The organism is Kitasatospora sp. NPDC101801 (assembly GCF_044766665.1).
GTDB lineage: Bacteria > Actinomycetota > Actinomycetes > Streptomycetales > Streptomycetaceae > Kitasatospora.
Map to the genome: position 1 here is coordinate 26875 of NZ_JBIWML010000052.1, position 13760 is coordinate 40634.

General features: G+C 71.2%; 15 protein-coding genes and 1 pseudogene. 12 read left to right on the top strand and 4 right to left on the bottom strand.

Annotated elements, in window-relative coordinates; all coding sequences use genetic code 11:
* Window positions 1-320: 320 nt before the first annotated feature.
* Window positions 321-1064, bottom strand: coding sequence for a YqjF family protein (locus ACIRPK_RS33735; RefSeq protein WP_403045919.1), 744 nt, complete (start codon window positions 1062-1064; stop codon window positions 321-323).
* Window positions 1065-1360: 296 nt separating this feature from the next.
* Here ACIRPK_RS33735 and ACIRPK_RS33740 point away from each other — a divergent pair, with 296 nt between their 5' ends.
* The 6 genes from ACIRPK_RS33740 (at window position 1361) to ACIRPK_RS33765 (ending at window position 7007) form a co-directional block, all read left to right on the top strand.
* Window positions 1361-2032: a sigma-70 family RNA polymerase sigma factor gene (locus tag ACIRPK_RS33740; RefSeq protein WP_403045921.1), complete on the top strand. Its 672-nt coding sequence runs from the start codon at window positions 1361-1363 to the stop codon at window positions 2030-2032.
* Between the two features lie 627 nt (window positions 2033-2659).
* Entirely contained in the window at window positions 2660-3754 is a 1095-nt protein-coding gene (locus ACIRPK_RS33745; protein WP_403045923.1) for a MerR family transcriptional regulator, read from the top strand.
* An 89-nt stretch (window positions 3755-3843) separates the two neighbouring features.
* A complete protein-coding gene (locus ACIRPK_RS33750; RefSeq protein ID WP_403045925.1) occupies window positions 3844-5340 on the top strand; it encodes an SDR family oxidoreductase in 1497 nt (498 codons plus the stop codon).
* 184 nt (window positions 5341-5524) lie between these two features.
* The gene (locus ACIRPK_RS33755) at window positions 5525-5824 is read left to right on the top strand and encodes a DUF3040 domain-containing protein (protein WP_403045949.1); all 300 of its coding nucleotides are present in this window, start codon (window positions 5525-5527) and stop codon (window positions 5822-5824) included.
* A gap of 23 nt (window positions 5825-5847) precedes the next feature.
* Window positions 5848-6063: a DUF6480 family protein gene (locus ACIRPK_RS33760; protein ID WP_403045927.1), complete on the top strand. Its 216-nt coding sequence runs from the start codon at window positions 5848-5850 to the stop codon at window positions 6061-6063.
* Window positions 6064-6143: 80 nt separating this feature from the next.
* Window positions 6144-7007 carry an oxygenase MpaB family protein gene (locus ACIRPK_RS33765; RefSeq protein WP_403045930.1) on the top strand — a complete coding sequence of 288 codons (864 nt, stop codon included), beginning with the start codon at window positions 6144-6146 and terminating at the stop codon, window positions 7005-7007.
* A 64-nt stretch (window positions 7008-7071) separates the two neighbouring features.
* Here ACIRPK_RS33765 and ACIRPK_RS33770 read toward each other — a convergent pair whose 3' ends face one another.
* On the bottom strand, window positions 7072-7314 hold the full coding sequence (locus ACIRPK_RS33770; RefSeq protein WP_403045933.1) for a hypothetical protein: 243 nt from the start codon (window positions 7312-7314) through the stop codon (window positions 7072-7074).
* Between the two features lie 1006 nt (window positions 7315-8320).
* On the opposite strand from ACIRPK_RS33770, the gene ACIRPK_RS33775 reads away from it, so the two are divergent.
* From ACIRPK_RS33775 to ACIRPK_RS33785, 3 genes are all read left to right on the top strand, one after another.
* A complete protein-coding gene (locus ACIRPK_RS33775) occupies window positions 8321-8626 on the top strand; it encodes a MerR family transcriptional regulator (RefSeq protein ID WP_403045951.1) in 306 nt (101 codons plus the stop codon).
* Window positions 8627-9010: 384 nt separating this feature from the next.
* Complete coding sequence (locus tag ACIRPK_RS33780; protein WP_403045936.1) at window positions 9011-9607, top strand: winged helix-turn-helix domain-containing protein; 597 nt, start codon at window positions 9011-9013, stop codon at window positions 9605-9607.
* Window positions 9523-10092 (top strand): transposase, encoded by a 570-nt coding sequence (locus ACIRPK_RS33785; protein WP_403045953.1) that lies wholly within the window; start codon window positions 9523-9525, stop codon window positions 10090-10092. Before ACIRPK_RS33780 ends, ACIRPK_RS33785 begins: the two co-directional genes overlap by 85 nt.
* A gap of 213 nt (window positions 10093-10305) precedes the next feature.
* Here ACIRPK_RS33785 and ACIRPK_RS33790 read toward each other — a convergent pair whose 3' ends face one another.
* Window positions 10306-11178 (bottom strand): alpha/beta fold hydrolase, encoded by an 873-nt coding sequence (locus ACIRPK_RS33790; protein ID WP_403045939.1) that lies wholly within the window; start codon window positions 11176-11178, stop codon window positions 10306-10308.
* Between the two features lie 371 nt (window positions 11179-11549).
* On the opposite strand from ACIRPK_RS33790, the gene ACIRPK_RS33795 reads away from it, so the two are divergent.
* From ACIRPK_RS33795 to ACIRPK_RS33805, 3 genes and pseudogenes are all read left to right on the top strand, one after another.
* A complete protein-coding gene (locus ACIRPK_RS33795) occupies window positions 11550-11696 on the top strand; it encodes a hypothetical protein (protein ID WP_403045942.1) in 147 nt (48 codons plus the stop codon).
* Between the two features lie 161 nt (window positions 11697-11857).
* Window positions 11858-12145: pseudogene (locus ACIRPK_RS33800) on the top strand (transposase family protein); the annotation flags it as partial.
* Between the two features lie 58 nt (window positions 12146-12203).
* Window positions 12204-13100, top strand: a complete 897-nt coding sequence (locus ACIRPK_RS33805) for an ISAs1 family transposase (RefSeq protein WP_403045944.1) — start codon at window positions 12204-12206, stop codon at window positions 13098-13100.
* A gap of 237 nt (window positions 13101-13337) precedes the next feature.
* Here the strand turns inward: ACIRPK_RS33805 and ACIRPK_RS33810 are convergent.
* A partial coding sequence (locus ACIRPK_RS33810) for an SsgA family sporulation/cell division regulator (protein WP_403045947.1) occupies window positions 13338-13760 on the bottom strand: 423 nt, incomplete at its 5' end.

Below are 13760 nucleotides of genomic sequence, written 5' to 3' on the forward strand. Positions count from 1 at the left end.
ACCAGATCGGGGCCGGCGCAGCGAAGTGATGGCCAGACCTGAAACGTGAATCAGCGTGGTCCCATCCGGAGCCCGAAGACCGCCAGTCTCCGCGCCTGCCGTGACCCTGCGCCGTGCGGGAGGAGGACGCTGTCCGAACCCCGAATCGCCCGAAGGGCGCTGCACCGGGCAGCCTGAGGCGGCGGGGACGGGTGGGCGCCACTGTGGTCGTCTCCCGAAGGGCCGGAGGTCCGGGGCGGGTAGCCACCGCACCGCCTGCAGCAGAGGAGTGAGGTGGTTGTCGCCCGCGGTGTCGCTCGTCGGCTGATCCCGTGCCGGATTCACGCACGTGCCTGTACGTGCTGCCAGGCGCCGAAGCGCACGGGCACGCCGGGGGAGTACAGGACGCTGGCCGGCGGGCCGTGGAGATCGATGTCGGCGGCGCGGACCAAGTGGTCCGACAGGCCGCCGATGCGTGCTTCGTGCAGCGGCCACCTGGGATGGTCGGTCGGCAGGTAGACGGTTCGTCCGTGCACCCGGGTGTGCAGGCCCCATCGGGCAGTCAGGAAGTCGGCGAGCGGGCCGGGGGCAGGCAACCGCGGGCCGATATGAGCGGTCAGCACACACGTCCTTCCGGCGGGGGAGGGCCAGCGTGCGCGGGTGGCGAGGAAGTAGGAGTCGCCTTCGACCGCCAGGCGCGTCGAGGACCACCGGTAGGGCAGCGCCAGGGTTGCGCGGGCTGCGAGCACCGCCGCCAGCCTCGGCGATTCCAGCGAACGGAAGACGACGCCGCGCCGTCCCTGCCGGTCGACCGAGTAGAGCCTGACGTTCACCTCCGGGAACGTACCGAAGTACGGAAGGCCCGGGCCGCGGCCCAGCCCCAGGCGCTCCATCCGGAACGGCACGAGCCCAACCCAGCTGGTCCCGTTCCAGACGTCGGGCATCACATCCGGCGGCATCAGGTGCGCGACTGCCGCGGGGTTGACGGGCCAGTGGACGAAGAGGAGGTGGCGCCAGTACTGCGACAGCACAGGCGCGCGTACGGGCCTGGTGGGATGCGCCGACACGGGCTCGTTGATCATCATTTCTCCCGCTGCTCTGAGGCCGCCAGCGTGCAGCCGACACCTGTGGCCAAGGCACTCGCATCGTTGGTGCAACTGGCCCCCGGGCCACGCACCGGGGGGCCACCGCACTACCCAGCTCCCGGTCGGCCGGACCAGGAGCGGACCGTCCACCGTGCGGCCGTCCCCGCCCGTGATCGTGCCGCCCCGGGCCGCACAGGCCCCGGGAGCGGGTTGTCATCGACGCCCGGCTGCACCGCAATTCGCTGCACAAACGATCCAACTGCCCCCCGGGCTGCGAATCGATGCACGGTGACACCGTGAACAATCCGATGCGCTCCACCCGAACGGGCCGCACTCCCGGCAGGCAGCAGCCGAGGGCCGATCTCTCGGCAGCCGTGATCGAACGTGTGGCGCGAGGAGACAAGCGGGCCTTCGAGGATCTCTATCACCACCTGGCCGGCCCGGTGTTCGGCATGGCTCTGCGCACCCTGCGGGACCGCGCCCACGCCGAAGAGGTCGCGCAGGAGGTGCTGCTCGAAATCTGGCGCACCGCAGCCACCTACCGCAGCGGCCGTGGGTCCGTCACGACCTGGGCGCTCACCATCGCCCACCGAAGGGCGGTTGACCGGGTCCGTTCGGTGAGGGCCTCGACCGAACGGGACGACCGCATCGCCCGTCAGGACCCCGCGCACAGTGAGCCGCTGGAGGACCGTGTGGTGCGTTCCATCGAGCAGGCCCGGGTCAGGTCGGCGCTGGCCGGCCTGAGCCACGTCCAGCGGGAAGCCGTCGTCCTGGCCTACTACGGCGGCTACTCGCAGCGCGAGATAGCCGATCTGACCCACACACCTCTGGGCACGGTGAAGACCCGTGTTCGCGACAGCCTGATCCGGCTCAGGACGGCACTGGGCTTGGAGTCCAGCAGCGATGACGACTCACAGCGGCCCACCGCAACCGCAGCGATGGAACGGAAGACCGGAGGAGCCTGGTGAGCGGGCCGGACGACGCCGGCGAATCGCTCGGGCACGCCTTCGGTCGGCGGCCGTCGAAACAGCCTCGGGCAGTGCGGTCGAGATCCGGCTCGCTGGCACACTCTCCGCCCCGACCGGGCCCGGTCTCCGCCTGTTCGAGACGAGTCACGTCTTCCGGGTCCTCCACCTCACGGCCTCCGACACCGCCGTCGAACTGCTCGTGCAGACCCCAGCCGCGCGGCTTCGGGTGGAAGGGCCCCGCCCGGGTACCGGGGATTTCGACGCGGCATGGTGCCACGTGCCCCACGGAGCTGTCCGGACCCGCTGCCCGGCTGCGGCCGGATACGCGGCACCGTCGCGTCGGACCCCTGCCCAGTCGATCGCTGCACCGTGAACCAGCGAGACGGTCCGGCCGCAGGACGGCGACTTCCACGGCGGCTGGATCACCAGCGAAATCGCGGGCCCCGCTCGAAGGTCTCCCGGGCTACCCGGGCTGGCGGGCGCGGCAGGCAAGGCTCGACAGCGTCCGCGGACACTGCGCAATGACGCGGCCCGTCCCTCCAGGACCTCACCGCCCATCCACAGCTTTCACCGGTACCGACGAAGCACCCACCACGTCGCTGGTCGCCCGACAGGGAGGTTGACACCATGGAGCCATCGCCGGCCAGCCCCGGGACACCCGATTGGCTGGGCCCTGCTGCCGAGGCATCCGATCAGGTGGAGCAGGCCGCCCTGCCCACTGGTGCCGTCGCCCTGCTGCTCGGCGTATCGCCGACCACCGTCCGGTCCTGGGAACGCCGCTACGGCATCGGACCCGAACACCGGCACGAGGGCCATCACCGCCGTTGGGGCCCGCGCGACATCGCCGTCCTCGAGGCGATGTGCCACCTCACCGCCCGCGGGGTCGCGCCCGCCGAGGCGGCACGTGCCGCTCTGGCCGAACGCGACGCACGGCAACCGGCAACCTCTCTGCCCAGCCAACCCGCTGGCGCCCCGCAGGAGACTCCCGAGCGCGGCGCCAGCGGAGGCAGGGCACTGCGCGTCGGGAGCGTGCGGCCCGAATGCCGCGGACTGGCCCGTGCTGCCGTCCGGCTCGACGCGGCGGAGACCGTCAGGATTCTGCGCGAAGCCGTCGCGTCGCTCGGGGTCATCGAGGCGTGGACCGAGGTGATGATGCCGGCCCTGCGCGCGGCGGGCCGCAAGTGGGCGGTGGACGGCGAGCAGTACGTCGAGGTCGAGCACCTGCTGTCCTGGCACGTCTCCAGCGTCCTGCGCGAAGCGGCGATCGCCTCCATCGTGAGCGGACCGGGCCGCCCCGTCCTCCTGGCCGCGGGCCCTGGCGAGCAGCACACCCTGCCCCTGGAAGCCACCGCGGCGGCACTGTCCCAACGAGCGCTCCCCTTCCGCATGCTCGGCGCGGCGGTGCCGCCCCGAGCCCTGGTGGACGCCGTCCACCGCCTCGGGCCGTGTGCCGTGATGCTCTGGTCCCAGGACCACCGCACCGCAGACCAGGAGCTTGCCCGACTGGTGGGCGCCGCGACCTGGGGGGCACGCGGCTCCCGCACGAGGGCTCTGGTGGTGGCGGCCGGGCCGGGCTGGCTCCGCCACGGCCCGCCTCCCGGCGCGTCGAGCCCCCGCACCCTCGCGGCAGCCGTCGACCTCCTGGAACGAGCCACTCACCCACCGGGACCCGGCACCCCCGGCCAGATCGCCGCGAACGGTGCCGGAGCAAGCGGGGGGTGACCTGTGGGCTGGATCCTGCGGCGCGATCGCGGCGTCCGGCGCCCGGACTTGCCTGACCCGCACCGGCCACGCCGAACGGAGAAGCAGATATGGACCTGGAACCGTCCCGCGCCCTGCGCTGCCTGGTGACCGGCGCCACCGGTTACATCGGAGGACGGCTGGTGCCCGAACTCCTCGCCCAGGGGCACGCGGTGCGCTGCCTGGTGCGCGAGCCCGGCCGCTTGCGCGACCAGCCCTGGCGGGCGGAGGTGGAGACCGCCGCCGGCGATGTGACCCGCCCGGACACCCTGCCGACGGCGTTCGAGGACATTGGCGTCGCCTACTACCTGGTGCACTCTCTCGGCACCGGACCGTCCTTCGAGAGCACCGACCGGGAGGCGGCCCGGGCCTTCGGGGCCGCCGCGTCGGCCGCCGGCGTGCGCCGGATCGTCTACCTCGGCGGACTCGTCCCCCGGAACGGCTCGCCCACCGGCCTCTCGCCCCACCTGCGCTCGCGCGCCGAGGTCGGACGGATCCTGCGTGACAGCGGCGTGCCGACCGCCCAGCTGCGCGCCGCGGTGATCATCGGATCGGGCAGCGCGTCCTTCGAGATGCTCCGTCACCTCACCGAACGCCTCCCGGCGATGGTGACCCCGCGCTGGGTCTCCAGCCGGATCCAGCCGATCGCGGTCCGCGACGTCCTGCACTACCTGGTCGCCGCCGCCCGGCTCCCCACTGAGGTGAACCGCAGCTTCGACATCGGCGGACCGGACGTGCTCACCTACGAGGAGATGATGCAGCGCTACGCCCGCACCGCCGGGCTGCGGCAGCGCCTGATCGTGCCTGTGCCGGTCCTCACGCCCCGCCTCTCCAGCCACTGGGTCGGCCTGGTGACGCCGGTCCCCAACTCCATCGCCCGCCCGCTGGTCGAGTCGCTGCGCCACGAGGTGGTCTGCGGCGAGCACGACATCGCCCGCTGGGTGCCGGACCCGCCCGCCGGGCTCACCGGCTTTGACCGCGCGGTGGCCCTCGCGCTGCGCCGGATCAAGGACGCCGAGGTCGCCACCCGGTGGTCCTCGGCCTCGCTGCCCGGGGCGCCCAGTGATCCGCTGCCCACCGACCCGGACTGGGCGGGCGGCAGCCTCTACCAGGACGTCCAGGAACGCCGGGTGAGTGCGGCCCCCGACGCCGTGTGGCGGGTCGTCGAAGGGATCGGCGGGGAGAACGGCTGGTACTCCTTCCCCCTCGCCTGGGCCCTGCGGGGCTGGCTGGACCGGCTGGTGGGCGGCGTCGGCCTGCGCCGTGGCCGCCGGGACCCGGCCCGGCTGCGGGTCGGCGACTCCCTCGACTTCTGGCGGGTCGAGGAGATCGAGCCGGGACGGCTGCTGCGGCTGCGCGCGGAGATGCGGCTGCCCGGGCTGGCCTGGCTGGAACTGTCCGTCGAGCCCGACGGCCCGGGCAGCCGGTACCGTCAGCGGGCCCTGTTCCATCCGCACGGCCTGGCCGGGCACGCCTATTGGAGGGCCGTCGCGCCCTTCCACACGGTGGTGTTCGGGGGGATGGCGCGCAACATCACCGAGCGCGCCCACCCGACCTACCGCGGCTGAACCGCCGACCCGATTCCCGGTTCCGCCCTGTCAGAACGAACTTGCTCATGGCAGAGGTCAGTTGACGGAACATCCGGCACCCGGAGCGATCCTCTCGCAGGGTACCGGGCAAGTGGTCGTTGCGGTGCGAAAACGCTGCAACCGGCGCACGCGGTGGTGCGGGGCGATGGTGGGGATCTTGGAGGTGAAGGCCATGGTGCATCCCCTGACCGCCTACGGGAGGCGGCTCATCGACGAGATCGAGTGCGCGCTGAGAGCGGCGGATCCCCGGCTGCAGCGGCTGCTCGGCCGCCGCACCACACTTGTCCGGCGCTGGCTCTGGCAGCCCCGCCGGCCGGCGGCGCTGGCATCGGTGGCGGCCGTCGTGGTACTTGCCGCGACAACGCTCGCGTGCACGCTCACCCCGTGGGCCGCGGTCGCAGCCGTGCTCGGCGCGGCCACCCAGGCCGTCGCGTTCCGGCGGCTTGCCGGCCTTCACCCGTGACAAGCCCTCGTCTGGAGCCGATCATGTCCCCTTCCGAACCCACTCCCACCGCCCGGCGGGCCGGCGGACCGCCTCCCACGGAGGCGCCCGAGTGCGAGTCCTCGACTTGTCACGCGATCTCGACGCCCGAGACCGTCGAGCTGCACACGGCCTGGCCCGGCTGGATCCCCCTGACCCTCATCATCGCGACCGCGCTCGTCCTCGCGGCCTTCGCGGTCGGCAGGATCGCCGGATGGTGAGTTCCGGCCCCGCCGACCGACAGGCCGCTGGACGGCGGGCTCGTGAGGCTCCCGGAGCCGCTGGGGCGGCGAGGGACCCGGTGCCGGCCGGGAGGCAGGACCGACGAAGTCCGCGCGAACGGATCGGCGACGAACTGTTCGCGCGGATCGCCGGGCCCCGGGGGCGGGCCGTCAGGGAGCGCATCCACTCGACCCCGGGGCCGCGCTGGTTCGGACCCGGTTGTGAGATCCGTACCGTACATGGCGACGCCGCGATGTTCGTCGGGGGCCTGGCCGCGCTCCTGCTCCAGTCCCTGCACCCCGTGGCGATGGCGGCCGTGGCCGACCATTCCGGCTTCCGCGGTGATCCCTGGGGCCGGCTCCAGCGCACCAGCACCTTCCTGGCCGTCACCACCTTCGGCACGGCCGCCGACGCCCAGGCTGCCGTCGACCGGGTCCGCGCGGTTCACGCACGGATCAGGGGAACGACACCGCAGGGGCAGCCCTACCGTGCCGACGACCCGCACCTGCTGGGATGGGTGCACGCCGCCCAGACGCACTGCTTCCTGCGCGCCCACCAGACGTACGGACGGGCCCCCTTGGATCCCGCCGGCCGCGACCGGTACGTGGCCGAGGCCGCACGAGTGGCGATCGCCCTCGGTGCCGAGGACCCGCCGCGCAGCGAGGCCGCACTCGACGCCCGGCTCACCGCCTACCTGCCCGAGCTCGCCCAGAGCGTCCAAGCCAGATCGGCCGCACGGTTCCTGCTGCTGCGCCCGCCTGTGCCTGTCGCGGTCCTTCCCGCGTACGCCGCGCTGGCCGCGGCGGCGGTCGCGTTGCTCGAGCCGCAGCACCGCCGGCTGCTCGGCCTGCCCGCCACCGGCCTGATCGACGTGGTCGCCCGCCCGTTCGGGTGCGCCATGGTGCGGACGGTCCGGTGGGCGATGCCACCGCCCCGGATCTGACCGAGGCGCCGGTGAGCCGGGCGGGTCCGGCGCGCCGGACCCGCCCGGCGGTGGCCTGAGTCTGTCAGTCGAGCGTGCCGTTGACCGTCGCCGAGGGGATAGCGATGTCCGGCACGTGGTAGGCATCCAGGATCTTCAGACAAGAACCGTCGTCCATCAGCGACTGCAGGGCGTCCCGGATCGACTCCTTCAGCCCCGGAACCGCCTCGGAGACGCCGATCCCGATCGGTGAGGCGCTGGTCGGGCCCCTGGTCTCCTTGCCCATCACCGCGTCGAACGTGACGCCATTGTCCGCGGTGCCGGCCACGTACGCCGCACTCACCTCATCGAGGAAGTCAGCGGAGACCTTGCCCGTCCCTTTCGTTCGGGCAGCAGGCTAGCTGTGCTTCGAGCGGCGAAAAATCTGTGCTGGCCGGACTAGACATTGCTGTGCGCCGTGGTTAGTATTTCTCTCGTAGCAAGCAGTCGGCAGGGCCCGCCAGATACGAACTGGCTGGAGCAGTGCAGTAGTTGGCAGTTCGGTGCGGTTGCGGAGTCCTGAAGCCAGGGTTGGTGCAGTACGGCGACGGGACTGGCGGCCGCACCCGGTGGCCCGCAGTGATCAGGGGTCGCCACCGAGCGGTACCGCGGTGGAAGCAGGTGCAGTACGAGTAGGTGAAGTTGAAGTTGGGCCGTAGTCACCAGTTGTCGGGGTGTGCGAGGTTCGGCAAAGGCGCCGGCTGCGGGCGCGCGTGCTGGACGATCCGGGCAGTGGGGTTCCAAGCCGAGCAGTTGAGCAGGACGGGCGACGGGGCTGGCTGCCGGACAGAGCGGTGGGCCTTCACGGACACCGCAGCTGTACCAAGCGGTACGCGGTATCGAGCAGTAGGTGTGAATCACGCAGTACCAGGCAGTACCCGTAGGAAGCAGTACCAGCAGTTCGCAAGATGCAGTCGAGGATGAACGGAGGGCGCTGGCGCCATCAGGATCGCCCGGCCCGTATGACACCCACCGATTGTCCGGGCGGACACCGCAGACCCCTCAAGGCACGAAGGACGGTGGTTTCCGGTCACGCATACGCGATCCCCGCAATCCCCCTCCCCCGAGGAGTTGCGGACACAGAGACCGGCCCAGAGCCGGTACATGGTGAAGTTCCCCTTCGGGGTCCCGGCGCGCAGTCAAGCACCGGGGCCCCTCCCACATCCCCGAACCCGCAGGAAAGCCAGACCCTCATCCAAAGAGGCGCCGTGACCACGACCACGCACCGGCCCCACACCCCCAACACCTCAGCCGCCGTCGCCACCTTCGATGACGACGACTACCCCGCCTACACCATGGGCTGCGCCGTGGAGATGACCGGCACCACCGCCGGCTTCCTGCGCTCCCTGGGCGAACACGGATTGATCACCCCGCTGCGTTCGGAGGGCGGTCACCGGCGTTTCTCGCGCTACCAGCTGCGGATCGCGATGCGCGCCCGCGACCTCGTCGACCAGGGCACCGCTCTCGACGCCGCCTGCCGCATCGTCATCCTCGAGGACCAGCTCGAAGAGGCCCGGCGCAGCAACGAACAACTCCGCGGCCACCGCGCCCGTGGAGCTGCGCAACCGGCTGCTGGCACCCAGCTGCCCCAGGCCAGCTGACGCCCAAGTCGGCGCTGGTCCGGATGTGCGCTGGTCCTCCAAGGCCGGGAGCTCTGCCTGATCCGCCGCCAGAACCCGGACGGCATCGAGCAGTTTTCCGTGCCTGGCGGTCTGGCCCACGAAGGCGAGACCACCACTGAGGCGCTCGCTCTGGACGTCGCCGACCTCACCAGGCCCCCGCGGCCGCGCCACGTCCGGGACCCGCTCACCACCCGTCCCGGCCGCTTCCACCGCCTCCATCTAGTGCACGCCGTCCGGGTCCCCCTGACCGTCCGTCAGGGCATCGGGGCGGCTGGCTGTGTAGTGATACTGACGTCGGCACTTTGGGGTGATTGGCTTGTTCGTGTAGCTGATTGACGGTCATCTGCGCGGTATGCCGTAGGTATGCGCTATGCGGATGCGGGCGGGCTGACGGCGAAAGGTCGCCAGCGCCGTGAGGTGGTGCGGCTGGAGGCCGCAGGGTTGTTTGGGGATGGGCTGGGGCCGCCGGAGGTTGCCCGCAGGCTGCGGGTGAGCTTGAAGTCGGCCTACCAATGGCACCGGGAGTGGACGCGGGGCGGGGCGGCGGCGCTGGCCTCGCGCGGCGCGAACGGCCGACGGTGCAAACTGTCCGTCCGGTGCCAGGAGAAGCTGGCCGCGTACCTCGACCAGGGGCCGGCCGCCCACGGCTGGGACGAGGACCAGGTGTGGACCGGTGCGCGGGTGGCCACGCTGATCGGCCGCAAGTTCCACGTCACCTACAGCGTCTGGGGTGCCACCCGGCAGATGCGCCGGCTGGGTTTCAGCCCGCAGGTCCCCGTGCGGCGTGCCGCCGAGCGTGACGAACACGCGGTGGCCGCATGGAAGGTGGTGACCTGGGCGGAGGTAAAAGCGCCCGGGCGGCCTGTGGTGGCTGGATCTGCTTCGAGGATGAAGCCGGGTTCACCCGCAGGCCGCCCAAGGGGCGCACGTGGGGACGTCGCGGCATCACGCCGGTCGTGAAGGTGGGTGGCCGGGGCTCCGGGCGGGTTTCCGTCGCCGGCCTCATCGCCGTGCGGCCGGGCTCACGGACCCGGATGTGCCACCGGCTGCGGCGCCACACCGGGCGCAAGGGCGAACGCCGCAGCCTGTCCGAACGCGACTACATCGGCCTGATCGACGGAATCCACCAACTGGTCAGGGCACCGATCGTGCTGGTCTGGGACCGGCTCAACACCCATGTCTCACACGCCATGCGCGACTTGACCAGCACGCGGGACTGGCTGACGGTGTTCATCCTGCCCGCCTACTCACCGGAGCTGAACGCGGCCGAGTACCTGTGGGCCCACATCAAGCGCAGCCTCGCAAACCTCTCCAGCGTCGCCCTCGACCGACTCGAAACCCTCGTACGCAACCGTCTCAAACGACTGCAGTACCGCGCCGACGTCCTGGACGGCTTCTTCACCGGAACGGGACTCTCTCTCGACCTCCCACCGCCATCACCCTGAAGCGCCGAGGTCAGTAACGCTTCCCAAGGCCTGACCGCCGACCACGCCAGCCCGGAGATCGAGCGACTGAAGCGACCCAACTTCCGAACCACAGCGCCAACCTGGGCTGGCGGTGAGCCTGTTCACCCGCAGGTTCCCGGACCCGGATCGCCCCCTCGCTCTCCCCCTTCGTGGTGGGTGGCGGGCCGGGCGCCCTCCCGGCCCGCCAGGCGTTCACGTGCGCTCGAGCAGGGCGGTCAGGTCGGCGAAAGCCGTACGGACCGCGTGGGGGTCTTCCAGCCACGGAAAGTGGCTCGCGTTCTCAATCGTCCGCCGCAGCACGTGGGGCCGGTCGAACGCGGCGTCCTGGTACCAGAGGCTCTGGTCGACCACACGGTCTTGGCTGCCACTGACGACAAGCGTCGGCACACTGCTGGCGGCCGGTGTCCAGCGCGCCTGGTAGGTGTCATCGAAGTGGGTGTCGGCCCATGCCACCGCGTCCTGGCAGTAAGGCAGGCCCTCCAGCACCGCGCGGCCGTCGGCCAGAGCTGCCGGAGTGAAGTTCCACGCCGCTGCGATCAGGGTGAGTGCGCGCAACGTCCGGTCGTTCGGGTCCTGTCCGTAGGCGGCGGCCGCTTCTTCGAGGCCGGGCAGCGGATGGGCTAGAGCCCACTGCGCGAAGGTCTCGCGCCAACCGGCGTGCGGGGCGCTGCTGACCAGGGCAAGGCCAGCCAGTCGGCCTTCCAGCTCCGGTGTGGCCAGCATGAACATCCCGCCAGTGGAATGGCCGACCATGACCACGTCGTCCAGTTCGTCCACCGTCTCGGCCAACACCTGAGGCCAGAGCTCGTACGGGCTTTCAGGAATCTGCGGCACGCTGCGGTTGGAACCGTCCCCCGGCAGGTCGACCAACCAGACCGTGCCCGGCACCTCGACCGCACGGGCCAGTCCCAGCAAGGACTCCGAGCCCAGACCCGGGCCACCAGGGACGAACAGCCAGTTCCACCGCCCATCCGCGCCCGAGACACGACGCAACCGAACCCCCGAACGGGTCCAACGCTCCTGACCTGGTAAGCCCACGGCGGCCGCGCCTTTCCCGTCGATCATCGAGCACATCATCGGAACCCTATGCCTGAAGCATCCGAAGCTGCACAGCATTTGCCGGTTGGATCGCAGCCGGGGAACTGCCCTGCGACCCGCACTGTGGCCACGCCGTCGCGTCGTGGAGTTGGTCGCCGAAGCCGTCCAGCGGGAATCAGGGAGAACCCCGCCATCGTCATCGCTCGGCACGGCACCGGAGCCGGCCAGCCGAGACGAAAGGCGGCCGTCACCTCACCGCACAGGTGCGCAGACGTGCGGCCCGGCGGAGTGGTCGCCTTACCGTGACTGGTACCCCACCGGCTGCACGGTGATCCAGATCGACCTGAGAGAGCGTCACCTCGGCCGGCGCACCCCGCTCGACCTCGGCCTGGTCGGCGATGTCGGCGCCACCCTGCGGGCCCTGCTGCCGCTCCTGGCTGCGCACCACCTACGCCGACCTGATCACCGCCCTGGAGGAGACCTTCCTGCACCGGCGCACCGGGGGAGCCGAGGAGATGGACACCCAGGCCAAGGTGTGGCTGTGATGTTCGGGTTCGGTGCCAGCAGGGTGCGGCTTGGTGTCAGTGGACGCGGATGGCAGGGCGGTTGCAAGTTCCGGGGTTGTGCGGGTTGGTCGAGTGGTGACCGACGAGGGGACGTAACAGGGCAGGCACGGGCTCCATGATCATTGCGGTGTCGAAGCCCAATGAACACGAGGTCGCCCGTGCCTGCCGCTGTATCTTCTCCTATCCCAGCCGTGCTGCTGAAGCTGGGTCCGCTGGACGCCGGCCGCGTCGCTGACCTGCGCCCCTACCTCGACTCGGTGCCCGACCCGCGCTCGCGGCGCGGCCGGTGGTACCCGCTGACGACGGTCCTGCTGGTGTGCGCCTTCGCTGTCCTGTCGGGCGCGAGGAGCATCGACGAACTCGCGGAGTGGGGCGAGCGCGCCTCGACCACACTGCTGGCGGCCATCGGCATCCGCCACCATCCGCTCATGTGGCGGCGCTCCCCGTCACCGGCCACGATCGGGCGCGTCCTGCGGGCAGTCGACGGTGACGTTGCTGGACCGGGCCGTGGGCACCTACCTGGCCGACCAGCACCGCACCGCCACCCGGGCCGCAACGACCGGGCGACGGCGTGTCATCGCCGTCGACGGCAAGGCGCTCAAAGGCCCAGCCCGGCTCACCGCAACGCGCTGGCACCTGCTCTCCGCCGTCACCCACGGCCTCGTCGTGACCCTCGCCCAGGCCGAGGTCGGCGCGAAGACGAACGAAACCACGCACTTCCGGCCGCTGCTGGCACCGCTGGACCTGGCCGACGCCGTCGTCACCTTCGACGCCCCGCACTCGGTCAAGGCGAACATCTCCTGGCTGGTCGAGACGAAGAACGCGCACTACATCGCCGTGATCAAGACCAACCAGCCCACCGCACACAGCCAGCTCGCCGCCCTGCCCTGGCGCGACATTCCCGTCCAGCACACCTCCTCCGGCACCGCACACGGCCGCCGGGAGTCCCGCTCGATCAAGACCTGCGGCATCGCGGACGAACTCGGCGGGATCGCCTTCCCCCACGCCCGCCTGGCCATCCGCGTCCACCGCCGCCGCAAGCAAGCCGGAAAGCGCGAGACCCGCGAGAGCGTCTACGCCGTCACCAGCCTCGACGCCCACCAGACCAGCCCCGCCGACCTGGCCACAGCCATTCGCGGGCACTGGGGAGTGGAGAACTCCTCGCACCACATCAGAGACGTCACCTTTGCCGAAGACGCCTCAACCGTCCACAGCGGGACCGTGCCGCGCGCCATGGCGGCCCTGCGCAACCTCGCCATCGGCGTGCTGAAAACCCTCGGAGCCGACAACATCGCCAAGACCACCCGAGCAATCCGCGACCACCCCGAACGAGCACTCCCACTCCTGGGCATCACCAACAATCTGGACCTCTACGGAACTTGATCAAGCCCTGGCCTGCCGGTGGAGGACAGTCGCCCCGGTCCGGCCGATCCGGCAACCTCACACCGGGTATGGCCGTGGATGTGTGCGCGTCGTGGCCTGCGGTGGTGGTGAATCGGGCGGGCAGGCCGTGCCCGGTGAGCCTGGCGTAGCGGTGGGCGGTGTCCTGGGGGGAGTCGGTGGCGCGTACAGCCAGGACCCGGCTCCGTCCGGTAGCCGGCGTTCGGCGGTGTGAGCCGCTCAGGGGCGGGGCGTGAGCAGTTCGGTGAGGACTCGGTCCCAGTCGATCAGCAGGTCTTCGCTTCCCGGCGGGACGGCTTGGTGGCTGGCGGTGAGAAAGGTGCGGATGCCGCGGGTCCCGATGGTCACCACGGCGCACCCGGTGGGTGAGCGCAGCTCCACCGCCGTCTGCCCCGGGCCGTGCGGCCGCACCCGTACGTCGCCCTGCCCGGCATCGGCGACCAAGCCCTCGGCCAGCAGTTGGCGGGCGAACACCCATGCGATTGGGGTCTCGCCGAGCGTGCAGCGGGCCCCGAACAGCAGCCGCACCGCGTAGGGGTCGGTGGTGAGGTACTCCAGGTGGGCCTCGACCTCGGGCGGATCGGGCACCATGAGCGAGGCGGACAGCATCTGGACGACGGGTGGGTGGTTCACGGGCACACT